Here is a 21503-nt window from a genome sequence, read left to right as displayed (position 1 = left end):
AACGGCGTGCGGCTGAGCTGCAGGCCGCAGCCCAGGACCTCATCTCACTCCATCAGAACGACCCAAACATCGTCCCCAGCGCAATCACCACCGACAGCGCCATCAGCGGAATCACGATCGTCATCGCCGCAATGTTCAGGTACGACTCCTTGTGTGTCAGCTTGCAGATCGACAGCAGCGTGATGATGGCGCCGCAGTGCGGCAGCGAGTCGAACACGCCGGCCGACATCACGGCCACGCGGTGCAGCAGGTCCGGGCTGATGCCGGCTTCGGTCGCCATGCGCAGGTAGTCGGCGCCCAGCGTCTGCAGCGCAATCGACAAACCGCCCGACGACGAACCGGTGATACCCGCCAGCACGTTCATCGCCACCGCCTCGGAAATCAGCGGGTTGCTGGACACGTTCAGCACCGCATCACGGATGATGGCAAAGCCGGCCAGGCTGGCAATCACCGCGCCATAACCCACTTCGGAAGCCGTGTTGAAAATCGGCAGCATGGAGCCCAGCACCCCCTTGTTGATGCTCTCCTGCAGATTGCTCCAGCGGCCCATGCTCACCAGCAGCAGCGTCACGATCGCTACCACCAGCGCAATGATCAGCGCCCACATGCCGGTCTGCTTGGTCGCATCCATGGTCGGGAAACGTTCCTTGAGGAAGCTCCACTCCATGCCCGGGAAAATGCCGTAGGTGAACAGCGCGTTCACGCCAATCACCAGCACCAGCGGCAGCAGCGCCAGCAGCAACGGCATGGTCTTGTTGATGTCGCCGCCCATGTCGGCCTCGCCCACCATGCCACGCAGGCCTACTTCGTGGTCGTTGTGGTTGCCATAGCCCTCGCCGGCAACGCGCGCCTTGTGTTCGCGTGAACGCAGCCACAGCATGCCCAGTGCAAACATGATCAGGCCGCCAATCAGGCCCAGGCCCGGGGCCGAGAAGGTATTGGTACCAAAATACTTGATCGGGATCGCGTTCTGGATTGAGGGCGTGCCCGGCAGCGCCGTCATGGTGAAGGTGAACGATCCCAGCGCAATCGCCGGAGCCACCAGTCGCTTGGGAATGTCGGCATCACGGAACAGCGACTTGGCAATCGGGTAAATCGCAAACGCCACCACGAACAACGACACGCCGCCATAGGTCAGGATGCCGCAGGCCAGCACCACGGTCAGAATCGCGTGCTTGCTGCCCAGCGTGCGCTCGATCCAGCGCGCAATCGAGGTCGCCGCACCCGAATCCGCCATCAGCTGGCCAAACAGCGCGCCCAGCAGGAAGATCGGGAAAAACGCCAGCATGTAGTTGCCCAGCGCCCGCATGAAGGTTTCGGTATAGATCGGCAGCATCTGGCTCACATCGCCAGACAGGATCACCGCCAGCGCCGCCATGATGGGCGCCAGCAGCAGTACGGTGTAGCCACGGTATGCCAGGAACATCAGCAATACCAGTGACAAGACAATCGCAAAAGTGCTCATGAAAGGTTGTCCCCCTAGTAAAAACCCGCATTATCCCGAGCGACTTGACGGTAAGCTGACACAGCCTTGGAATCCGTACAGGATTGCTGCAGCACATGTGCTCCACGTACTTATATCACTATGTGAAATAAGTAATTTTCAAAATACGCTGCAGATTCAAAGATTTGCATGGCTGGAAGTCGACATCTGGCGATGCAAAATGCATGAAATTCTTGATTGTCGCTTTTTGCAATCATGGAAAACCCCTAGCGATGGCGCGCAAAAAAACGCCGCAGCTCCAGGCTGCGGCGTTGCTGCGACAGGCGGCAAGCTTCAGCCAGCCACAAGCACTTCGCGTGCTGCCGACTGCGTCTTGCCGGCATCATCGGTCCACACCATGTTCAGCGTACCCGACTTGCCGGCCACGAACACGAACTCGATGTAGGGGTCAATCGCCACCGAGATTTCCGGGTTCCAGACGAACAGCCGCTGGCCGCCCAGGGAAGCCTCGAACTTGTTGACGATGTTGCGAAGAATGGTCTTGCCGCCTTCGTCCGAGCGCAGCCCGGTTTCCATGCGGTGCGTGGTCTGGGCGCGCACGCGCACCTTCTCGCCCTTCTTGGGCGTGGCGTTGCTGATCCAGATGCGGGGGGGTCTGATCATCTCGATGTCTCCTTTACAGACCGCAGCTGCCGGGCACCACTTCAATGAACTGGCGCGTCATCAGCAGGCGGCCATCGTTCATGCGTGCCAGCGCACGGATGTTCTGCGATGCAATCAGGCGCAGGCGGATAGCCGCCTCTGCCGTGCCCATGGCCGGGAAAAAGAAGAAACGGCTGGCCAGCGGCACCGGATTGCTCTCGGCGATCACGATCAGTTCCTCGCACCAGTTCTGCTCGTTGACCGGCAGCGTGATGCGCACCTTGATCGGCACCGAGGACGGGTTGTCGCCCAGCACCGGCAGATCCAGCTTCAGGCCATCGGCCAGCGGCTTGCCGCCTTTCAGGAAGTCATTCACCAGCTTGGTCACCTGCGGGCTGACCGGGGCATCGGCGTTTTGCGCCAGCAGCACCGGCGACAGCACACCCAGCCCCGCACCTGCGGCAGCGCCCTTGATCAGCTGGCGACGCGACGGCAACGCCAACCCATGTTCAGAACAGGAAATCATCAAATCGTCCCTTGATCCAGGCAAAGTCCTCCTTCACCATTTCCGTGGTACGCACATCGATGTCGATCTGCGTCTGGTGCACATGGCCGCTGGCCTTGTCCACCTCGTACTCGAACTTGACCGCAATTTCCTCCTGCGGTTCGCCGTTCACCATCATGAAGCACAGGTTGTCGGGCAGCACCGCCACCACTTCCTTGCCGGCCACGCGCTCGGAGATGTTGCGCGCCACGATCTTGCCAATGGCGTTGGCCACGTGGCCGCTCTTGGGGTAATAGCCGAATTGCGGCGAGATCGCGCCCATCAGGTCGCCCACGAAATACACGCGGTCATCGCTGCGCGCGGTGTAGTAGCGCGGATCCATGTCGGCCCAGCCGGTCGGCTTGCCGTCCTCGCCCTTGCCGATCAGGCCGGCCTGCCAGACCATGTCGGCCGCCTGGTGCGGCGGCATCAGAATGGCATCGTCAAAGTCGTAATCACCAGCCGCGGTGGAAATGCGCTTCTTGTACGGGTCAAGCGACTTCACGCCGGCATTCGGCACGTGCGTGATGATCTCGGGATACAGCTCCTCGAACGCCTGACGGTAGCCTTCGCCAATCGGGCCGATCTTGGGCTTGGGGTCCAGGATCAGGATCTTGCCGGGGATCTTGTTTTTCTTGATGTGCCAGGCCATCAGGCAGGCCCGTTCGTACGGCGACGGCGGGCAGCGGTGCGGCGGTGGCGGCAACGTCATCACCATGGTGCCGCCCTTGAAGTTCTTCAGCTTGGCCTTGACCGCATGCATCTTGGCATTGGGAATGTAGGCGCTGTTGAAGTGGTTGCTGGTGTAGCTAGCCGCTTCGCGGTCATCGCCAAACCAGGCCTCGAAGTTGTCGCGAATGCCGCCTGACAGAATCAGGTAGTCGTAATCCACCACGCCATGCGCGGTGCGCACCTCGCGCTTCTGGCGGTCAAAACCGTTGACCTCGGTCTGGATCAGGCGATAGCCGTACTTGTTGGCGGGATGTGTCATGTCGTGATGGACAAAGTCGGTGTTGACGATGTCCACCAGCCACTTGTTGCTCATCGGGCCGGACCAGAAGGTGGGGTTGCGTTCCAGCACCACCACATCGGCCTTGGGTATCCACTGTCGCAGGTAGCGTGCCGCGGTCAGGCCGCCCCAGCCACCGCCACAGATGACGATGCGCGGGCCACCGCCATGGCGCGGCAACAGGCGCGTTTCGGCGTTGATGATGGAGGGTGCCGCTACGGCGGACAGGGGCAAGCCGGCGGCCGCACCCAGCGCCAGGGCCGACGGCGCGGCCATGAAGGTTCTGCGTTTCATGTCAAGAATGAAGTCAAGTGCAAAAAAGGGGCGACAAGGCAGCTGGCCAGAGCCAGATTGCAAGCTTGTCGCCCCCGATGATACCGGAGTAAGCGTTTGGAGAACGTCTGCCCCTGGTATATACCCCTTCAGTTCCTCTTTACGCGCCCCAGATATCGTCCGTGATGGCGCGATACCAACCTTCGCCATACAGCGCCTCCTGGCGGCGGAAACGCGCATCGGCATCCAGCGGACTCACGCCACCCGAATCCGGCAGTTCGATCACCTTGTTGCCTTCGGCCTTGTAGACGCCGGCCACGGAAATGCCGTAATCCGTCCCGATCAGGCTGTAGCAGGTATTGGCAAACGAGGCCTGCGGCAAGGCCTGGCCACGCAGCTGCGCACTGATTACAGCCGCCACCAGCTTGCCCTGGGTGTTGGCAGCAAAGCCGGACTTGGGCATGGGGGCGGCAATCGTCGCATCGCCCACCACGAACACATCCTTCACCTGGCTGGATTCGAACGTGGCGCCGTTGACCGGTACCCAGCCGCTGCCATTGGTAACACCGGCACGCTCGGCGATAAAGCCGGCCTTCTGCGGCGGGATCACGTTCAGCACATCGGCACGGTGGATCTGGCCGAACGCCGTTTCCACCTCGCGCTTGGCTGCGTCCACGCGCACCACCTCGCCGTCATCCACCTGGCCAACCCACTCGATCATGTCGCCGTACAGGGCCTTCCAGCCCTGCATGAACAGCGCCTGCTTGGAGAATGCCGTCTTGGCATCCAGCAGCAGGATCTTGGATTTCGGCTTGTGCTGCTTGAAGTAGTGCGCCACCATGGCTGCACGCTCATACGGGCCGGGCGGGCAGCGGAACGGGTTTTCCGGAATCGTCATGACGAAAGTGCCGCCGTCCTTCATGTCTTGCAGCTGGCGCTTGAGCAGTTGTGTCTGCGCGCCGGCCTTCCAGGCGTGCGGCGCCAGTTGGGCGGCAGCCTCGTCATAGCCCTGCAGCTTGTTCCACTGCATGTCCACGCCGGGCGACAGTACCAGCTTGTCCCAGCGCAGCGTAGCGCCGTTGGACAGCTTCACTGTCTTCGAGTTGGCATCGACCTGCTCGGCACTGGCATGCACCACCTCGATGCCGAGTTGGCGCAAGCCATCAAAGCCGTGGCCCAGGCTATCCCACTCCTTCAGGCCAGCCAGGTACAGGTTGGAGAACGGGCAGGTATAGAAACGCTGCGCCGGTTCCACCAGGGTGATTTTCACATCCGGCTGGTAGCGGCGCAGATAGCGTGCCGCCGTGGCTCCGCCAAAGCCGCCACCTACCACCACCACATGGGCCGAAGCCTGCTGCGCGCGTACCAGCGCAGGCGCCCCCAGCAACAGGCCGCCAGCGGCCATGCCGCCCAGAATCTGCCGACGGGAATAGGAGCTGTCATGCTGGCTCATCGCGGCACCTCCGAGAAATACTTGGCCAGGCCCTGCAGCTCGGCATCGCTGTAGCCCTTCATCAGGCGCGTCATCACGGTCGCATGCGGGACGCTGCCGGCCTTGAAATCCTGCAGGCGCTGCAGCAGGAAGTGCTCGGGCTGGCTGGCAATCGAGGGGATCGAGCCACTCGAGCGGCCATCCGTGCCATGGCAGTTGAAGCAGGTGGCAGCCGCCACCGCAATGTCCTGCAGCGCCGGCTGGGCCAGCGCCGGCATAGCCGTAGTCAAGGTGGCTGCCAGCACGGCAGCAGCAGGCAGCAGGCGCATGCGCGCCTGGCCCGAAGGGGGTGTTTCATTCCTGAAACGGGATGATTGCAGATCCAACTGGACACCTCATGATCATGGTTTACACAGGAAGGCAGGCACGTGACGCCCTACCCGCTTCGAGCCGACTTGGCTCTGGGGCATCAGCATAAGACGCAGAGCGTCACTTTTTCCACGCAACTTAGACAATTAAAAAATATGGATATCGACATCCAGACCGGGCTCGCCAAGAATTTTGAAAATTCCTTGAACCGGCTGCCAAAATGCTGCTACAATGCGTGTCTTCAGCGGCTGTAGCTCAGTTGGATTAGAGTACTTGGCTACGAACCAAGGGGTCGTGGGTTCGAATCCTGCCAGCCGCACCATACAGAAACCCGTTGCAGTTCGCTGCAACGGGTTTTTCGTTTGTCCGATACCTGAATCGCTCAGTGCATGCGCCGCCCATGCCACCAGAGCATCCCCAGCGCCAGCACGCTGAACACGGCCCCGGCATAAAAAGTGTACGCCGCTCCCAGTCGGTCCCACAGCATGCCAGCCAGCACGCTCGCCACCAGCATGGCGATGCCGCTCACCAGATTGAAGAATCCATAGCCGGTGCCGCGCAAATCTGCCGGCACGGTATCGGCCACCAGTGCCGCCAGCAAGCCTTGCGTCATCCCCAGGTGCACGCCCCACAGCGCCACGCCCGCCAGCACCACTGCCCAGTGCGCGCTGCTGGCCAGCACCAGGTCGGCCGCAATCAGCACGATCAGGCCTACTGCCAGCAGCCCCTGCCGGCTGACCCGGTCCGACAGCTTGCCAAACGGATAGGCCGACAGCGAATACACCGCATTCATCGCCACCATCACCAGCGGGATCAGCGCCAGCGCCATGCCGCCCTGCTCTGCGCGCAACACCAGAAAGGCCTCGCTGAAGCGTGCCAGCGTGAACACCGCGCCAATCGCCACCACCCACCAGTAGGCTGCACCGAGACGTTGCAGGTTCTCGCGCCGGATCGGATTGACGCGCTTTTCGCGCACCGGGCTGGCCGGTTCGCGCAGGCCGAACAGCAGCAAGAGCACCGCCAGCACACCCGGAATCACGGCCACCCAGAACACGGCACGGAAATCATTCGCCCACAACAGCATCAGACCCACCGCCAGCAGCGGCCCGAGGAAGGCGCCCACGGTATCAAGCGATTGCCGCAGGCCGAAGGCGGCACCACGGATTTCCGGCGGCGTCAGGTCCGCCACCAGCGCATCGCGCGGCGCACCGCGTATGCCCTTGCCGACCCGGTCCAGCAGCCGCGCCGTCAGCACCAGCCCGGAGCTGCTGGCCACGGCAAACAGCGGCTTGGTCAGCGCGCCCAGCCCGTATCCGAGCACCGCCAGCCCCTTGCGCTTGCCCAGCCAGTCGCTCAGCACGCCGGAAAACACCTTCACGATCAGCGCCGTCGACTCGGCCAGCCCTTCGATGATGCCGACCGTGGTGGCGGAAGTCGCCAGCACGGTCACCATGAACAGCGGCAGCAGGCTGTGGATCATCTCCGAGGAAATATCCATCAGCAGGCTGACCAGGCCCAGCACCCAGATGCCCGCCGGCATGCCGCGCAAGCCCGACCGATTCACCGACATGCCACTCTCCTGCAGAAATTTGTCATTTTTTTACCTGCGACTTGTCACGACAGCAAATTCCGGTATACAATTTCATCTTTCAGCGGCTGTAGCTCAGTTGGATTAGAGTACTTGGCTACGAACCAAGGGGTCGTGGGTTCGAATCCTGCCAGCCGCACCATACAGAAACCCGTTGCAGTCCTGCTGCAACGGGTTTTTCGTTTGCCTGTCCATCAGCGCCCTTCCTGCCCGGCACGACGCAGATACGCGGCGTGGCCCTGCTTCATGCCCCACCAGGACAGCAGCCCCACCAGCATCAGCAGCACCGGTGCCGCGCGGAATCCCGGCAGGAAGCTGCCGCTCAGGTCGCGCACCAGACCCCACAGCGGCGTACCCAGCGCCAGGCCAATAAAGTAGGCCGTGCCAAAAAACGACCAGATCTTGCCAAAGTCACGCTGGCCCACGGTCCCCGACAGCAGCAACGGCGGCTGCACGGTGCCGTTGGACATGCCGGCCGCCATGAAGATCATGGCCACGAACATCAGTACCGCCGGGCTGCCGTAGACCATGTACGGCAGATAGAGAAAGGTCAACGCCTGCATGCCCAGCGACACCAGCATGGTGACGAGCATGCCGATGCGGTCATTCAGCCAGCCCAGCAGCGGCTTGAACGCCAGCAGACCCAGCGTCCAGACAATCATCAGCATCGAGAAGAAAGCCGTCTCCTCGGGCGGCTGCATTTTCAGCGGCAGCGTGGGATCGGAATAGATCGACGTGCCCTGCAGGTAGATCGCCAGCACCTGCGCCCCGGCATGCACCATGCCCATCACGATGACCATGGCGTATACCAGCCACAGCCAGGGCGAACGCAGCGCCTCGTGGTAGAGCTGACCCGGCTGGTTGGCAGGATCAGGCGAGCTCAGCGCCGGGTCAAAGCCGTGTGGCAGCAGGCCCACTTCCTGCGGCGTATCGCGCATCAGCAGCCAGGTCGCCAGCACCGGAATCACGAACACGATGACTGCGGCCAGCAGCATGGCTGCACGCCAGCCGGCACTGGACGAGACCATGGGCACCAGCAGCGACCACAGCATGCCACCCACGCCGGTACCGCCCATCACGATGCCAATCGCCGTGCCCTTGCCGCCGACAAACCAGTTGTTGACCCAGATGATGGGCACCAGATGAAAGCTCAGGCCATAGCCGGTGCCCAGCACGATGCCCGCCAGATAAAAGTGCCACACTTCCGTGCTGGAGGCAAACAGCACCATGCCCACGGTCACCAGGCTGGTACCCAAGTACATCATGCGCTTGGCACCGAGCTTCGGGAACAGCGTCCTGCCCAGCAGCATCATCGACAGCACGATGGAGAGCAGCGTGAAGGTGTAGTACCAGAGAAAGGCACCGTTGCGCTGCGGGAACAGCTCCTGGATCACGTAGGGGTGAATGAAGGACAGTCCCGACAAGACGATGGAACCACCCATCATGACCAGGCAGCCCCCCAGCATGATGCGCCAATGCCAGCGGCTGAAGCCGCGTGCAGGGCCCGTCCGGGAAGGGGTGGAAGTCGCCATCGGATTTCCTTGTTCGTATTGCGCTTATATGATTGTAAATTTCAACCATTTATTGCAGCGGGCAAAATGCAGGATTTCTTGATCTGGCGCAAGAAATCACCCGCTGCAGGCCCTATTCTGCATCGCACCATCCGGTTTTGACAGAAAAAATGCTGCGTTTCAGCTGCGCGGGCTCAGTGCATTGCCCAGCAGGCGCGCGGTGATGTCCACCACCTCGACCATGCGCGCATACGGCATGCGGATCGGGCCAATCACGCCCAGCGTGCCAACCACCTGCCCATCCACATGGTACGGCGCCGTCACCACCGACAATTCCTCGACCGGCACGACCTGGCTTTCGCCGCCGATATAGATATGCACGCCCTCGGCCTGGCTCGATTCATCCAGCAGCCGCATCAGCAGCGTCTTTTGCTCGAACAAGTCAAAGGCACGACGCAGCTGCGACATGTCGGAGGAAAAATCGCTGACCGACAGCAGGTTGCGTTCGCCGGCAATCACCACGTCCTGCTCCGCAGCCGATTGCATGGCCTCGGTGCTGGCCTGGATCGCCGCCTGCATCAGGCCGGCAATTTCGCCACGCAGACTTTCGACTTCGGTCTTGAGGCGCGCCCAGACCTGCTCCATCGCCATGCCGCTGTAATGCGCGTTCAGGTAGTTGGAAGCCTCGACCAGCTGGCTCTGGTCAAAGTCGGTTTCGGTGAACAGCACGCGGTTCTGCACATCGCCATCGGGCGAGACGATGATCACCAGGATGCGTTTTTCGGACAGGCGCAGGAATTCAATATGGCGGAACACCGAGCCGCGACGCGGGCTCATCACCACGCCAACGAATTGCGACAGGCTGGACAGCATGTTGGCCGCGCTGGCAATCACTTTCTTGGGCTGTTCGGGCGCCAGCGCCAGCTGCGGCGCAATATCTTGCAGCTCGCGTGGCTGCACCGTCAGCATGGTGTCCACGAACAGGCGCAGGCCACGGCTGGTGGGAATACGCCCGGCCGAGGTATGCGGGCTGGCGATCAGGCCCAGGCCTTCCAGGTCAGCCATGACGTTGCGGATGGTGGCGGCCGACAGCTCCAGCCCCGAGGCCTGCGACAGGGTGCGGGAACCAACCGGCTGACCGTCTGCCAGGTAGCGGTCGACCAGGGTTTTGAGGAGCAATTTCGCGCGTTCATCCAGCATGGGATGTCATTTTAATGGTTTAATTCCAATCATGAAGAAACAGTTTCACCACGTTGCCGTTGTCGGCAAATACCTGCAGGCGCCCAGTCCGCAAGCCTCCCCTTCCGAGGGGACGCCACAGGCGGTGCTGCGCTCTGTCATTGGCTGCCTGCTGGCCCATGGCTGTCAGGTATCGGTAGAAGCTGCCACCGCCGAACGTAGTGGTTTGGGTGACATGTTTCCGACCCTGGCGCTGGACCAGATCGGCCGCCACTGTGACCTGGCGGTAGTGGTGGGCGGTGACGGTACCATGCTGGCCGCCGCGCGACAGCTGGCCCCGAGCAAGGTGCCGCTGATCGGTATCAACCAGGGCCGTCTCGGCTTCATCACCGACATTTCACTCACACGCATCAACGAGACGATTCCGCCCATGCTGCGCGGCGAATACCAGGAAGACCGGCGCGCCATGATCCAGGGCCGCGTCATGCGCGAAGGCGAAGTGGTGTTCGAGGCCCTCGCCTTCAACGATGTCTGCATCAACCGTGGCAGCACCGCCGGCATGGTCGAACTGCGCATCGAGGTGGACGGCCACTTCGTCTCCAACCAGCGCGCCGACGGCCTGATCATTGCCACGCCTACCGGTTCCACCGCCTATGCGCTGTCGGCCGGTGGCCCGCTGGTGCACCCCTCGGTGCCAGGCTGGGTGCTGGTGCCGATTGCACCGCACACCCTGTCCAACCGCCCTATCGTGCTCAGCGGCAGCTCCGAGATTGCCGTGCGCCTGGTGGCCGGACGCAAGGCCAGCGCCAACTTCGATACGCAATCCCTGTCGCAGCTGCAGGCCGATGACTGCGTGATGGTCACCCGTTCGCGTCACGAGGCCGTGTTCCTGCACCCGATCGGCTGGAACTACTACGACACCCTGCGCGAAAAACTGCACTGGAACAGCGGGAGCAACTGACCATGGCGCTGCGACGCATCATCCTGAAGGATTTTGTCATTGTCGAAGCGCTGGACCTTGAGCTGGCCTCCGGCTTTTCCGTACTCACGGGCGAAACCGGTGCCGGCAAATCGATCCTGATCGACGCCCTGCAACAGCTCATGGGCGCGCGCGCCGATGCCGGCCTGGTACGCGAAGGCTGCGACAAGGCCGATATCAGCGCCGTCTTCGACACCACCCCGCAAATACTGGAACTGCTTCAGGAATATGACATTGATCCTGATGAAGATCAGATCCTGCTGCGTCGCACGATTGATAGCCAGGCCAAGAGCCGCGGCTGGATCAACGGCATTCCCGCTACCGCCACCCAGCTGCGCGCCCTCGGTGCCCTGCTGGTCGATATCCATGGCCAGCACGCCTGGCAAGGCCTGATGCAGGCCGGCAGCATGCGCGCCCTGCTGGACGGCTACGGCCGCATTGCCACGGATACCATCCGCCAGCGCTGGCAGGACTGGCGTGACCGCCAGCAGCAGCTGGATGCCGCCAGCCAGGGCCAGGCACAGCGCCAGCAGGAGCGCGAGCGCCTGCAATGGCAAATCGCCGAAGTCGACAAGCTCGCCCCGGCGGCTGACGAATGGGATCAGCTCAACAGCGAACACCAGCGCCTGGCGCATGCTCAGCAGTTGCTGGACGCCGTGCAGCAGGCCCTCGCGCTACTGGACGGTGATGGCCAAGGCGTGCAGCACAGCCTGCACCGCGCCAGCCATGCACTGCAGGAACAATCGCATATCGAACCCGCTTTCCAGGACTGGATCACGCTGATCGCCAGCAGCCAGGACCAGCTGCAGGAGGTGCAGCGCGGCCTGTCGAACTACCTGGACCGCGCTGATCTGGACCCACAGCGGCTGGAGCAGCTGGACCAGCGCCTGTCGGCCTGGATCTCGCTGGCGCGCCGCTTCCGCCTGCAGCCGCAGGAGCTGGCCAGCCACTGGGAGGGCTGGAAGCAGCAGCTGCTGAACCTGGACGCAGAAGACGATCTGGATGCCCTGCAAGCCGCCGCCGACCAGGCCGGCCGAGCCTATGCGCTCGAGGCGCAACAGTTGACGCAGGCACGCCAGCAGGCCGCCAGCCGACTCGGTCAGCAGATCAGCGACGCCATGCAGCAACTTGGCATGGAAGGTGGCCGTTTCGAGGTCCAGATCACGCCAGCCGCCCAGCCCGGTGCCAGCGGCCAGGATGCCATCGATTTTCTGGTTGCCGGCCACGCCGGCAGCACGCCGCGCCCGATTGCCAAGGTCGCTTCGGGCGGCGAACTGTCGCGTATCGCACTGGCGATTTCCGTGACCACCAGCCAGCTCGGCAGCGCCCCTACCCTGATCTTTGACGAGGTCGATGCCGGCGTCGGCGGCCTGGTGGCACACACCGTGGGCCGGCTGATGCGCCAGCTCGGCGCCGACCGCCAGGTGCTGGCCGTCACGCACCTGCCGCAAGTCGCCGCGCATGGCCATCATCACCTGCGCGTGTCCAAGGCGCTGTCGCAGCACGATGGCCGCCAGACCACGGTCAGCCAGACACTGGCGCTGGATACGCCACAACGCGTGCAGGAACTGACACGCATGCTGGGCAGTACTTCCGATTCAGAGGCTACACTGTTACATGCAACAGAAATGCTGCAGGCTGCCCATGCCGACAGCATGCCCACTTCCTAGCTGCCACAGGACACGCCATGACCACCCACCATCCGACTCCCGACGAAGCCGATATGCACTTGGTCATCATCAGCGGCATGTCAGGCTCCGGCAAATCCATCGCCCTGCAGGCGCTGGAAGATTCCGGCTACTACTGCGTGGACAACCTGCCGCCGGAGTTGCTACTGCCCTTTATCGAGATCGAAAAACAGCACCAGTCCCGGCGCATAGCCGTGGCCATGGACGCGCGCAGCTCCAAGTCCTTGCCGCTGATCCCGATGCAGGTCGATGCCCTGCGTCGCAGCGGCATCCTGGTCACCGCCCTGTTCCTGGATGCATCCGACCCGATGCTGATGCGACGTTTCTCCGAAACGCGCCGCAAGCACCCGCTCACCGTCGTCGCCACCAACGACCAGACGCATGATCTCGAAGCCGCCATCGCGCTGGAACGCAAGTTGCTGGCCGAGTTCCGCCTGCAGGCGCACGTGATCGAGACCACGCTGCGCCGCCCGGCCCAATTGCGCAGCCAGATCAAGAGTCTGATCGCGGTCGATCCGCAACAGCTCACGCTGATTTTCGAATCCTTTGCCTTCAAGCGCGGCGTGCCGGCTGATGCCGACTATGTGTTTGACGTGCGCATGCTGCCCAATCCCCATTACGAGCCCGGCCTGCGCGAGCTGACCGGCCGTGACCAGCCGGTGATCGATTTCCTGGAACAGCAGCCCGATGTGGAGCTGATGCGCCAGCATATCCACGGCTTTCTGCGCCACTGGCTGCCCGAACTGGCCAAGGACCACCGCAGCTATGTCACGGTGGCGATTGGCTGTACCGGCGGCCAGCACCGCTCGGTCTACCTGGTGGAAAAACTGTTCCAGGACTTCCGTGCCAACTGGAGCTCGGTGCTCAAGCGCCACCGCGAGCAGGACGACCACTGATCACAGCGCCTCCAGCCACTTGCGCACGGGGGCAGGCAGGCCGCGCGCCGCCCAGTCGGCATGCCATTCCCCGGCCAGGGCGGGTTGCTGCCCGCCGGCCACATCGATCAGGACCGGATGCAGGTACAAGTCCTTGTGCGTCAACACATGGCGGAACATGGGCGCATGATGCGCACTGCCCAGCCCCGCTGCGGCAGCGAGTGCATCGGCCTCCGAACCGAACAAGGGCACACAGTGCAGCCCGGCCCAGATGCCCTGCTGCCCGCGCCGCTCCAGCCAGATGCCTTGCGGGCTGCGCAGCACCAGCAGCCACCATGATTCAGCCGTGCGCTTGAGCTTTTTCGTCTTGCGTGGCAGCTCCACCGCCAGATCCTGACCGGCCACGGCGCACAGGCTGGCCATCGGGCAGGCGGCACAACGCGGCTGGCGTGCGGTACAGACAGTCGCGCCCAGATCCATCAGGCCCTGCGTATAGGAAGCCATGTCCGCCGCATCGGCATCCGCGTGCACCAGTTGCTGCGCCATGTCGTGCAAGGCGCGTACCGCCCTGGCCGATGCCAGGTCCTCGCCAAAACCGAGCAGCCGCGCCAGCACACGCCGTACGTTGGCATCGAATATCGAGACCCGCTCGCCAAAGCAGAACGCCGCAATCGCCGCGGCTGTAGACGGGCCGATTCCCGGCAGCTTGACCAGATCGGCGCTGCTGCGCGGAAACTCGCCTCCATGCACATCGCGCACCTGCTGGGCACAGGCATGCAGATTGCGTGCTCGGCTGTAGTAGCCCAGCCCGCTCCACAAGGCCATCACCTCTTCCTGCGTCGCATCGGCCAGCGCCCGTACGTCGGGAAAGGCCTGTAGAAAGCGTGCGTAGTAATCCAGCACCGTGACCACCTGGGTCTGCTGCAGCATCACCTCGGACAGCCAGACGCGGTAGGGATCGCGCTGCTGCTGCCAGGGCAAGCCATGGCGGCCATGCTGGCGCTGCCACACCACCAGCCGCGGAAAGAAAGCATCTCGCAGCTGCAACAGGCGCTGCTGGCTGGCCGCTGCGCTGGTATCCAACTCCGCCAGCGGAAACAGGGGTACGTTGCTCATGGCTTCGGAAAGCGCGAGCGCGGCATTTTCTGGCACTTGGCGCAGACATAGGTGGAGCGCTGGCCCTGGCGCAGCATGCGGATCGGCGTGTCGCAGACGCGGCAAGGCTGGCCGGCGCGGTCGTACACCATGGCCTGCAGCTGGAAATAGCCGTTGCGCCCTTCAGCGCTGGAAAAATCCTTCAGCGTGCTGCCGCCTTCGTCAATCGCCCACTGGATGATATGGCGGATCGCTTCCCACAGGCGGCGTACCTGCGCCGGCTTGAGCTGGTTGGCCGGCAGCAAGGGATCGATACCGGCACGGAACAGCGCTTCCGAGCAGTAGATATTGCCCACGCCCACCACGATGTCGCCGGCCAGCAGTACCTGCTTGACCGGCGCCTTGCGCCTGGCCAGGCCTTCGGCCAGGTGCTGCAGGCTGAACGCGTCTTCCAGCGGCTCCACGCCCAGATGGTCCAGCAGCTTGCGCGCACGCGGATCGTGCTCGCCTTCCATGTACATGATGGCGCCAAAGCGGCGCGGATCGTTGAGGCGCAGCACACCCAGCGTGGTGTTCATCTCGAAGTGGTCATGCGGTCCGGCGGGCGGCAGCCGGCTGTCAAAGCGCAGGCTGCCCGACATGCCCAGGTGTAGCATCAGCAGGCCCTGGTCCAGATCCATCAGCAGGTACTTGCCACGCCGGCGCACGCCCTGCACCACGCGACCCTGCAGGTCATCCGGATCCACGCCCAGCGGCCAGCGCAAGGGCTTGCCCAATTGCACCTGACGGATGGTGGCACCACGGATGCGGTCAGCAAAGCTGCGGCGTGTCACTTCGACTTCGGGCAATTCAGGCACGGGATTCGGTCTCTCGGGAAATGGCGCCTGGCGCCGTTGCATCTGCATACCGGGCGAAGGCCCCGTTTGCGGGGGACGCGCCCAACATCCTTTATTATCCACAGACAGGCCACCGACCGGCCGGCCCGATTCTGCCCGCATTTCCGAGGACATTCCCTTGCAGCGCTTTTCCCTTCTTGCCCTGAGTCTGGCTGCCGCCATGAGCACGACACCGGCCCTGGCTGCCACCACGCCTGGCGCCGAGGCCCTCATCGCCCCGCGCAGTGCCGCCCAGCAGGCCGCCGACCGCACCGCCCTGCAGGCCGTGATCGAGAGCTCCACCGCCCTGTACGACACCCTGGCCGGCGAGCTTTACGTGCAGCGCAACAACCCTTCGCGCGGTTTCATCTACCTGATGGATGCGGCACGCCGCACGCAAGACGGCCGCCTCTATGCGCGCGCCGTCGAGATCGCGCTGCAGGGCCGTGCCCCGGATGCTGCACTGACGGCGATCCGCTCCTGGCAGACCGCCCTGCCGAATGACCCGAATGCAGACACCTACCAGCTGCAGGTGCTGCTGATGCTGGATCGCGTCAGTGAAACCGCCGATCCGCTGCGCCAGGCGCTGGCCCACGCCAGCGGCGACAAGCGCCAGACGCTGATCCACAACATCCCGAGCTATTACCTGAACGTCAAGGATCAGCAGCAGGCCCTGGGCATCGTGCGCGAACCGCTGCAGCCGTATGTGGAGCAGCGCGATACCGCCTTCGTCGCCGCACTGGCGATGGCACGCATGCAGATGCTGGCACGCGATTTCTCCCCTTCGCTGCAGATGCTGGAACGCAGCCAGCAGGCCACGCCACCCGAGGTGGCGCTTGGAGCGCTGCTGCACAACCGTGAGCTGCCAGGCCTGGTCGCCATGGACCTGATGCGCGCCTCGCGCCAGGAGCAGCCCGACGTGGCGCGCCGCGCCGAACTGCTGGCACGCAAGATCGCCACCGCGCCCCAGGCCACGCAAGAGATCCAGCTGGCCTATGCCAAGACCCTGATCGAGATCCGCCGCCATGACGATGCGCTGAAACAACTGGACCTGGTGCTGCGCAGGCACCCGGATTACGCCATGGCCTGGATGCTGCAGGGCGGCCTGCAACTGCAGGAGAAGCAATGGGCGGCGGCTGAAAAATCGCTGCAGCAGTATTTCCGCGTACGCAAGGCCGAAGACCCGATGCCCGGCCCGCGTGAAGACGGCAATATCGCGCTCAGCATCCTGCAGGCCAACCTGACCGTGAGCAGCGACATGCAGGCCAACATCATGATGGCCGAGATCGCCGATCACCAGAATGACCCGGCCGCAGCGGCGCGCTGGCTGGAACGCATCCAGCCGGAAAGCGCCCGCCACGCCGCCATGGTGCAGCGCGCCGAAACCCTCAACAGCCTGGGCAAGTACGATCTCGCCTTGCAGCAGATCCGTGCCCTGCCCGCCGACAACGACGAGCAGCGCCAGGTGCGCAGCCTGGCCGAGGCCCAGCTGCTGGATCGTGCCGGTCGCCACGCCGAGGCGCTGCGCGCGCTCGATGCCGAAATCGCCCGCAGCCCGGAGAATGCCGAACTGCTGTACGCACGCGGCATGACGCAGGAGCGCCTGGGCAATTACGCCGCCACCGAGCAGGACATGCGCAAGGTGATGGCGCTGCGCCCCGATTCACCCAACGCCTTCAACGCCTTGGGCTATACGCTGGCCGACCGCAACGAACGCCTGCCCGAAGCCAAGGAACTGATCCGCAAGGCGCTGGACCTGTCGCCCGACAGCGGTGCCATCCAGGACAGCATGGGCTGGGTCGAATACCGCCTGGGCAATCTGCCGGAAGCACGCCGCTGGCTGGAAAAGGCCTTTGTCGCCGAACCGCAGGCCGAAGTGGCCGCCCACCTGGCCGAGGTGCTCTGGACCATCGGCGACCGTGAAGCCGCTGGCAAGGTATTCGAGGAAGGCCTGGTGCTGGACAAGGATGACACCGTACTGAAAGAAACCATGCAGCGCCTGGGCTACACGCCGCGCCCTGCCGCCACCCCCACCCGCCCCTGACCATGACCGATTCCATTTCCCGCCGCCGCAGCCTGCAGCTGGGTGCCGCCCTGTTGCTGGGTGCCACGCTGGCTGGCTGCGCCTCCGTTCCCGCCACGCCGATTCCCGACGGCCCGATTCGTGCCTGGGCCGGCCGCCTGTCGCTGGTACTCGACCAGGATCCGCCGCAATCCTTTATCGCCGGCTTTGAACTGACCGGCAACGCCCTCAGCGGCACGCTCGGCCTGTTCAACCCGCTGGGCGGCCAGCTGGCGCAGATCCGCTGGATGCCCGGTGTCGCCGAGCTGCAGCAAGGCAATGGCACGCGCGCCTATCCGGACCTGGACAGCCTGGTCACCGAAGTCACCGGCACCAATGTGCCCGTCACTTCGCTGTTCGACTGGCTCGATGGCCGTCCCACCCCGGTCCCCGGCTGGGAGCCCGACCTGTCGCAGCGCAGCGAAGGCCGCCTGATCGCCAAACGCCTGCAACCATTGCCCACGGCACGCCTGCAGCTCATCATCGAATCGGTGGATGCAGACGCGACATGACCGAGCTGCGTGATATTCCGGCGCCTGCCAAGCTCAACCTGTTCCTGCACATCACCGGCCGCCGCCCGGACGGCTACCACCTGCTGCAATCGGTATTCATGCTGATCGACTGGCAGGACACGCTGGATTTCCGCCTGCAGGCCGATGGCCGCATCACCCGCAGCGATGCCGATCCGCACAGCCAGCTGCCGGCCGAAGACCTGTGCGTGCGCGCCGCGCGCAAGTTGCAGCAAGCCACCGGCTGCACGCTGGGCGCCCATATCCATTTACACAAGCAGATTCCCTCGGAAGCCGGCATGGGCGGTGGCTCCTCCGATGCCGCCAGCTGCCTGCTGGCGCTCAACCGGCTGTGGGACCTGCGCCTGTCGCCGCAGCAACTGGCGGCCATAGGCCTCGAACTCGGTGCCGATGTGCCCTTCTTCCTGTTCGGCCGCAACGCCTGGGTCGAGGGCATTGGCGAACAATTGCAGGCGGTAGAGCTGCCGCCGGCACGCTTTCTGGTGGTCAAGCCCGAGGAAGGCGCACCCACGGGAAAAATTTTTACCGACCCAGCCTTAAAAAGGGATACAAGTGCTGCTACAATCGCAGACTTCGTTGCAAGCACAAGCCCGTACCAGTACGGACGCAATGACCTGCAACCGGTTGCCCAAGGGCTCTGCCCTTCCGTCACCCAGGCTCTGTCCTGGCTGCAGCAGCACCAGCTGCAAGGGCGCATGACCGGTTCCGGCACTGCAGTGTTTGCTGAGCTGCCCACCAGCTTCCAGAGTGCAGATTTACAACAGCCTGCAACAAAAAACTGGAAAATACGGGTTTGCAGCAATATGGCCCTTCATCCTCTGCTACAATGGAGGGCTTAACGAACAGCATGACGCTGATTGTTCATGACAGTCAGCGTGTGTAGGGGAGTAGCCAAGTTGGTTAAGGCACCGGATTTTGATTCCGGCATGCGAGGGTTCGAATCCTTCCTCCCCTGCCATCTACCTGTCCAGAGCATCACACCGTTTAACGGCCATCGCCAGCGTACGATCCTGCCGATGGCTTTTTTCATTTCCGGAACCCGAAATGACCTCTTCCGCCTCTGACTTCCTCGTCTTCACCGGCAACGCCAACCCCCGTCTTGCCGAAGAAGTGGTCCAGTGCCTGGGCACCACCCTGGGCGAAGTCCAGGTAGGCCGTTTCTCCGACGGCGAAGTCACGGTGGAAATCAAGCAGAACGTGCGCGCACGTGATGTCTTCATCATCCAGCCCACCTGCGCCCCGACCAACGACAACCTGATGGAACTGCTCATCATGGTAGACGCGCTCAAGCGCGCTTCCGCCGAGCGCATCCAGGCCGTCATCCCCTACTACGGCTACGCCCGCCAGGACCGCCGTCCGCGTTCCTCGCGCGTGCCGATCTCGGCCAAGGTCGTGGCCAACCTGCTGCAGACCATGGGTGTGCACAGCGTGCTGACCATGGACCTGCACGCCGACCAGATCCAGGGCTTCTTCGATATTCCCGTGGACAACATCTACGCTTCCCCGGTGCTGCTGAGCGACCTGCGCCAGCAGAACTACGATGACCCGATCGTGGTGTCGCCGGACGTGGGCGGCGTGGTGCGTGCCCGCGCACTGGCCAAGCAGCTCGGCTGCGACCTGGCCATCATCGACAAGCGCCGTCCGCGCGCCAACGTCAGCGAAGTGATGAACATCATCGGTGACATCGGCAACCGTACCTGCATCATCATGGACGACATGATCGACACCGCCGGCACCCTGGTAAAGGCTGCCGAAGTGCTCAAGGAGCGCGGTGCCAAGAATGTCTATGCCTACTGTACCCACCCGATCTTCAGCGGTCCGGCCATCGAGCGCATTGCCCGTGGCGACGCCCTGGACGAAGTGGTGGTGACCAACACCATTCCGCTGTCGCCGCAAGCGCAGGCTTGCACCAAGATCCGCCAGGTCTCGGTAGCCCCGCTGATTGCCAAGACCATGCAGCACATTGCCAATGGCGATTCCGTGCTGGGCCTGTTCAGCGACAGCGACGACCAGAACTGATCTTCCGGTCTCCTTACAACGTCCTCTGCACACGTTCAAGTGCAGATTTTTTTATCAACCCAGGCAGACACTGGTCGCGGTGCTGCCACCAATGGAGAAAACCATGAAAGTCGTCGCTTTTGAGCGCACCATGCAAGGTACGGGTGCGAGCCGCCGCCTGCGCAATGCTGGTAAAACCCCCGGTATCGTTTACGGCGGCAACGCTGATCCGGTCGCCATCGAACTGGACCATAACGCCCTGTGGCACGCCCTGAAAAAGGAAGTGTTCCACTCTTCCGTGCTGAACCTGGAAGTGGCCGGCAAGGTCACCCCGGTGCTGCTGCGTGACGTGCAATACCACCCCTACAAGCAGCTGGTGCTGCACGTGGACTTCCAGCGCGTGGTCGCTGGCGAGAAGTTGACCCTGAAGGTGCCGCTGCACTTCGTGGGTGCTGACGAGTCGGACGCTGTCAAGCTGGACCGCTGCACGGTCAACCACGTCCAGAACGAACTGGAAATCGTCTGTCTGCCCAAGGACCTGCCGGAAGCCATCGTCGTGGACCTGAGCCAGGCCAAGAAGGGTGACGTCGTGCTGGCCAGCCAGCTGACCCTGCCCGAAGGCGTGGAATTCGTCGCCCAGGGCGGTGAAACCGACCCGGTGCTGGTGACCATTGTTGGCCCGGCCGGTGGTGGCGCTGCTGCCGCTGCTGAAGGCGAAGGCGAAGCTGCTGCCGAATAATCCCGGCACACTCGCACAGGAAAAGCCCACTTCGGTGGGCTTTTTCATGGGCGCTGCCGTATCCTCTTTCTTTTCTCCACGCAAGACATCGTCATGATCCAGCTCATCGTCGGCCTCGGCAACCCCGGACCGCAATACGCAGACACCCGCCACAACGCCGGCTTCTGGTGGACCGATGCCGCCGCGCGCAAGCTGGGCCTGTTCCTGAACATGGAGCGCAGCTACCACGGCCTGATGGGCCGCACCACGATCCAGGGCAAGCCGGTCTGGGTGCTGCAGCCGCAGACCTTCATGAACCGCTCCGGCCAGTCGGTCGGCGCGCTGGCACGCTTTTTCAAGATTCCACCGGAAAACATCCTGGTGGTGCACGACGAACTGGATCTGGAACCGGGCCAGGTCAAGCTCAAGAAAGATGGCGGTCACGCCGGCCACAACGGCCTGCGCGATATCCACGCGCAACTCGGTTCACCCGATTACTGGCGCCTGCGCATCGGCATCGGCCATCCGGGCGTGAAGTCCGAAGTGGTGAACTGGGTGCTGAAGAAGCCCTCGCCCGACCACCGCATCGCCATCGAACAGGCGATTGACCACAGCCTCAAGGCCCTGCCCGACCTGCTGGCCGGCGACATGACCAAGGCGACCAAGGACATCCATACGGCACCCTGAGACCG

Annotated in this window: 20 protein-coding genes and 3 tRNA genes; 12 read left to right on the top strand and 11 right to left on the bottom strand. The window is 63.4% G+C overall.

Translation table 11 applies throughout. From position 1 onward, the window contains the following. Nucleotides 1–52: 52 nt before the first annotated feature. From V1261_RS04570 to V1261_RS04545, 6 genes are all read right to left on the bottom strand, one after another. Entirely contained in the window at nt 53–1465 is a 1413-nt protein-coding gene (locus V1261_RS04570; RefSeq protein ID WP_329770260.1) for a GntP family permease, read from the bottom strand. Nucleotides 1466–1777: 312 nt separating this feature from the next. Beyond that, the gene (locus V1261_RS04565; RefSeq protein ID WP_018714054.1) at nt 1778–2107 is read right to left on the bottom strand and encodes a thiosulfate oxidation carrier complex protein SoxZ; all 330 of its coding nucleotides are present in this window, start codon (nt 2105–2107) and stop codon (nt 1778–1780) included. 13 nt (nt 2108–2120) lie between these two features. Then, nucleotides 2121–2612 carry a thiosulfate oxidation carrier protein SoxY gene (locus tag V1261_RS04560; protein WP_329770259.1) on the bottom strand — a complete coding sequence of 164 codons (492 nt, stop codon included), beginning with the start codon at nt 2610–2612 and terminating at the stop codon, nt 2121–2123. Next, nucleotides 2596–3933 (bottom strand): FAD-dependent oxidoreductase, encoded by a 1338-nt coding sequence (locus V1261_RS04555; protein WP_026320381.1) that lies wholly within the window; start codon nt 3931–3933, stop codon nt 2596–2598. The genes V1261_RS04560 and V1261_RS04555 overlap by 17 nt, the downstream gene beginning before the upstream one ends. Nucleotides 3934–4072: 139 nt before the next feature. Next, the gene (locus V1261_RS04550; protein WP_329770258.1) at nt 4073–5365 is read right to left on the bottom strand and encodes an NAD(P)/FAD-dependent oxidoreductase; all 1293 of its coding nucleotides are present in this window, start codon (nt 5363–5365) and stop codon (nt 4073–4075) included. Beyond that, a complete protein-coding gene (locus V1261_RS04545; RefSeq protein WP_329770257.1) occupies nt 5362–5673 on the bottom strand; it encodes a c-type cytochrome in 312 nt (103 codons plus the stop codon). Before V1261_RS04545 ends, V1261_RS04550 begins: the two co-directional genes overlap by 4 nt. 284 nt (nt 5674–5957) lie before the next feature. Here V1261_RS04545 and V1261_RS04540 point away from each other — a divergent pair. Next, nucleotides 5958–6035, top strand: a tRNA-Arg gene (locus V1261_RS04540). A gap of 60 nt (nt 6036–6095) precedes the next feature. Here V1261_RS04540 and V1261_RS04535 read toward each other — a convergent pair. Next, on the bottom strand, nt 6096–7283 hold the full coding sequence (locus V1261_RS04535; protein ID WP_329770256.1) for an MFS transporter: 1188 nt from the start codon (nt 7281–7283) through the stop codon (nt 6096–6098). Nucleotides 7284–7365: 82 nt separating this feature from the next. Between V1261_RS04535 and V1261_RS04530 the strand changes: the two genes are divergently transcribed. Next, nucleotides 7366–7443: transfer RNA gene (locus V1261_RS04530), tRNA-Arg, on the top strand. A gap of 52 nt (nt 7444–7495) precedes the next feature. On the opposite strand, the gene V1261_RS04525 is transcribed toward V1261_RS04530, so the two are convergent. Next, the gene (locus tag V1261_RS04525; protein WP_329770255.1) at nt 7496–8833 is read right to left on the bottom strand and encodes an MFS transporter; all 1338 of its coding nucleotides are present in this window, start codon (nt 8831–8833) and stop codon (nt 7496–7498) included. Between the two features lie 159 nt (nt 8834–8992). Continuing rightward, a complete protein-coding gene (hrcA, locus tag V1261_RS04520) occupies nt 8993–10012 on the bottom strand; it encodes a heat-inducible transcriptional repressor HrcA (RefSeq protein WP_329770254.1) in 1020 nt (339 codons plus the stop codon). A 31-nt stretch (nt 10013–10043) separates the two neighbouring features. Here hrcA and V1261_RS04515 point away from each other — a divergent pair, with 31 nt between their 5' ends. From V1261_RS04515 to rapZ, 3 genes are read left to right on the top strand one after another with little or no spacing between them, the layout of a single operon-like run. Then, nucleotides 10044–10952 (top strand): NAD kinase, encoded by a 909-nt coding sequence (locus tag V1261_RS04515; protein WP_329770253.1) that lies wholly within the window; start codon nt 10044–10046, stop codon nt 10950–10952. Between the two features lie 2 nt (nt 10953–10954). Further along, on the top strand, nt 10955–12640 hold the full coding sequence (gene recN, locus V1261_RS04510) for a DNA repair protein RecN (RefSeq protein WP_329770252.1): 1686 nt from the start codon (nt 10955–10957) through the stop codon (nt 12638–12640). 17 nt (nt 12641–12657) lie between these two features. After that, nucleotides 12658–13554: an RNase adapter RapZ gene (gene rapZ / locus V1261_RS04505; protein WP_329770251.1), complete on the top strand. Its 897-nt coding sequence runs from the start codon at nt 12658–12660 to the stop codon at nt 13552–13554. Here the strand turns inward: rapZ and mutY are convergent, their stop codons facing one another. Continuing rightward, nucleotides 13555–14649 (bottom strand): A/G-specific adenine glycosylase, encoded by a 1095-nt coding sequence (gene mutY / locus V1261_RS04500; RefSeq protein WP_329770250.1) that lies wholly within the window; start codon nt 14647–14649, stop codon nt 13555–13557. Further along, on the bottom strand, nt 14646–15485 hold the full coding sequence (mutM, locus tag V1261_RS04495) for a bifunctional DNA-formamidopyrimidine glycosylase/DNA-(apurinic or apyrimidinic site) lyase (protein WP_329770249.1): 840 nt from the start codon (nt 15483–15485) through the stop codon (nt 14646–14648). Before mutM ends, mutY begins: the two co-directional genes overlap by 4 nt. 157 nt (nt 15486–15642) lie before the next feature. On the opposite strand from mutM, the gene V1261_RS04490 reads away from it, so the two are divergent. The 7 genes from V1261_RS04490 to pth all read left to right on the top strand — a co-directional run bounded on the left by V1261_RS04490 (nt 15643) and on the right by pth (nt 21498). After that, nucleotides 15643–17547: a tetratricopeptide repeat protein gene (locus V1261_RS04490; protein WP_329770248.1), complete on the top strand. Its 1905-nt coding sequence runs from the start codon at nt 15643–15645 to the stop codon at nt 17545–17547. 2 nt (nt 17548–17549) lie between these two features. Continuing rightward, nucleotides 17550–18077, top strand: a complete 528-nt coding sequence (locus tag V1261_RS04485) for a lipoprotein insertase outer membrane protein LolB (protein WP_329770247.1) — start codon at nt 17550–17552, stop codon at nt 18075–18077. Beyond that, nucleotides 18074–18934 carry a 4-(cytidine 5'-diphospho)-2-C-methyl-D-erythritol kinase gene (gene ispE, locus V1261_RS04480; protein ID WP_329770246.1) on the top strand — a complete coding sequence of 287 codons (861 nt, stop codon included), beginning with the start codon at nt 18074–18076 and terminating at the stop codon, nt 18932–18934. The genes V1261_RS04485 and ispE overlap by 4 nt, the downstream gene beginning before the upstream one ends. Before the next feature lie 42 nt (nt 18935–18976). Continuing rightward, a tRNA-Gln gene (locus V1261_RS04475) sits at nt 18977–19053 on the top strand. An 86-nt stretch (nt 19054–19139) separates the two neighbouring features. Next, entirely contained in the window at nt 19140–20114 is a 975-nt protein-coding gene (locus V1261_RS04470; protein WP_329770245.1) for a ribose-phosphate pyrophosphokinase, read from the top strand. 103 nt (nt 20115–20217) lie between these two features. Next, entirely contained in the window at nt 20218–20832 is a 615-nt protein-coding gene (locus tag V1261_RS04465) for a 50S ribosomal protein L25/general stress protein Ctc (protein ID WP_329770244.1), read from the top strand. A gap of 93 nt (nt 20833–20925) precedes the next feature. Continuing rightward, nucleotides 20926–21498: an aminoacyl-tRNA hydrolase gene (gene pth / locus V1261_RS04460; protein ID WP_329770243.1), complete on the top strand. Its 573-nt coding sequence runs from the start codon at nt 20926–20928 to the stop codon at nt 21496–21498. Nucleotides 21499–21503: the final 5 nt, after the last annotated feature.

The organism is Brachymonas sp. J145 (genome assembly GCF_036312245.1).
GTDB lineage: Bacteria > Pseudomonadota > Gammaproteobacteria > Burkholderiales > Burkholderiaceae_C > Brachymonas > Brachymonas wangyanguii.
The sequence above is the reverse complement of the archived record's forward strand: the minus strand, read 5'-3'. Positions and strand labels throughout refer to the sequence as shown.

Excerpts from the sequence above, each read along its gene's own strand:
- V1261_RS04570 (WP_329770260.1), bottom strand. The coding sequence starts at position 1,465 with ATGAGCACTTTTGCGATTGTCTTGTCACTGGTATTGCTGATGTTCCTG.
- V1261_RS04565 (WP_018714054.1), bottom strand. The coding sequence starts at position 2,107 with ATGATCAGACCCCCCCGCATCTGGATCAGCAACGCCACGCCCAAGAAG.
- V1261_RS04560 (WP_329770259.1), bottom strand. The coding sequence starts at position 2,612 with ATGATTTCCTGTTCTGAACATGGGTTGGCGTTGCCGTCGCGTCGCCAG.
- V1261_RS04555 (WP_026320381.1), bottom strand. The coding sequence starts at position 3,933 with ATGAAACGCAGAACCTTCATGGCCGCGCCGTCGGCCCTGGCGCTGGGT.
- V1261_RS04550 (WP_329770258.1), bottom strand. The coding sequence starts at position 5,365 with ATGAGCCAGCATGACAGCTCCTATTCCCGTCGGCAGATTCTGGGCGGC.
- V1261_RS04545 (WP_329770257.1), bottom strand. The coding sequence starts at position 5,673 with ATGCGCCTGCTGCCTGCTGCTGCCGTGCTGGCAGCCACCTTGACTACG.
- V1261_RS04535 (WP_329770256.1), bottom strand. The coding sequence starts at position 7,283 with ATGTCGGTGAATCGGTCGGGCTTGCGCGGCATGCCGGCGGGCATCTGG.
- V1261_RS04525 (WP_329770255.1), bottom strand. The coding sequence starts at position 8,833 with ATGGCGACTTCCACCCCTTCCCGGACGGGCCCTGCACGCGGCTTCAGC.
- hrcA (WP_329770254.1), bottom strand. The coding sequence starts at position 10,012 with ATGCTGGATGAACGCGCGAAATTGCTCCTCAAAACCCTGGTCGACCGC.
- V1261_RS04515 (WP_329770253.1), top strand. The coding sequence starts at position 10,044 with ATGAAGAAACAGTTTCACCACGTTGCCGTTGTCGGCAAATACCTGCAG.
- recN (WP_329770252.1), top strand. The coding sequence starts at position 10,955 with ATGGCGCTGCGACGCATCATCCTGAAGGATTTTGTCATTGTCGAAGCG.
- rapZ (WP_329770251.1), top strand. The coding sequence starts at position 12,658 with ATGACCACCCACCATCCGACTCCCGACGAAGCCGATATGCACTTGGTC.
- mutY (WP_329770250.1), bottom strand. The coding sequence starts at position 14,649 with ATGAGCAACGTACCCCTGTTTCCGCTGGCGGAGTTGGATACCAGCGCA.
- V1261_RS04485 (WP_329770247.1), top strand. The coding sequence starts at position 17,550 with ATGACCGATTCCATTTCCCGCCGCCGCAGCCTGCAGCTGGGTGCCGCC.
- ispE (WP_329770246.1), top strand. The coding sequence starts at position 18,074 with ATGACCGAGCTGCGTGATATTCCGGCGCCTGCCAAGCTCAACCTGTTC.
- V1261_RS04470 (WP_329770245.1), top strand. The coding sequence starts at position 19,140 with ATGACCTCTTCCGCCTCTGACTTCCTCGTCTTCACCGGCAACGCCAAC.
- V1261_RS04465 (WP_329770244.1), top strand. The coding sequence starts at position 20,218 with ATGAAAGTCGTCGCTTTTGAGCGCACCATGCAAGGTACGGGTGCGAGC.
- pth (WP_329770243.1), top strand. The coding sequence starts at position 20,926 with ATGATCCAGCTCATCGTCGGCCTCGGCAACCCCGGACCGCAATACGCA.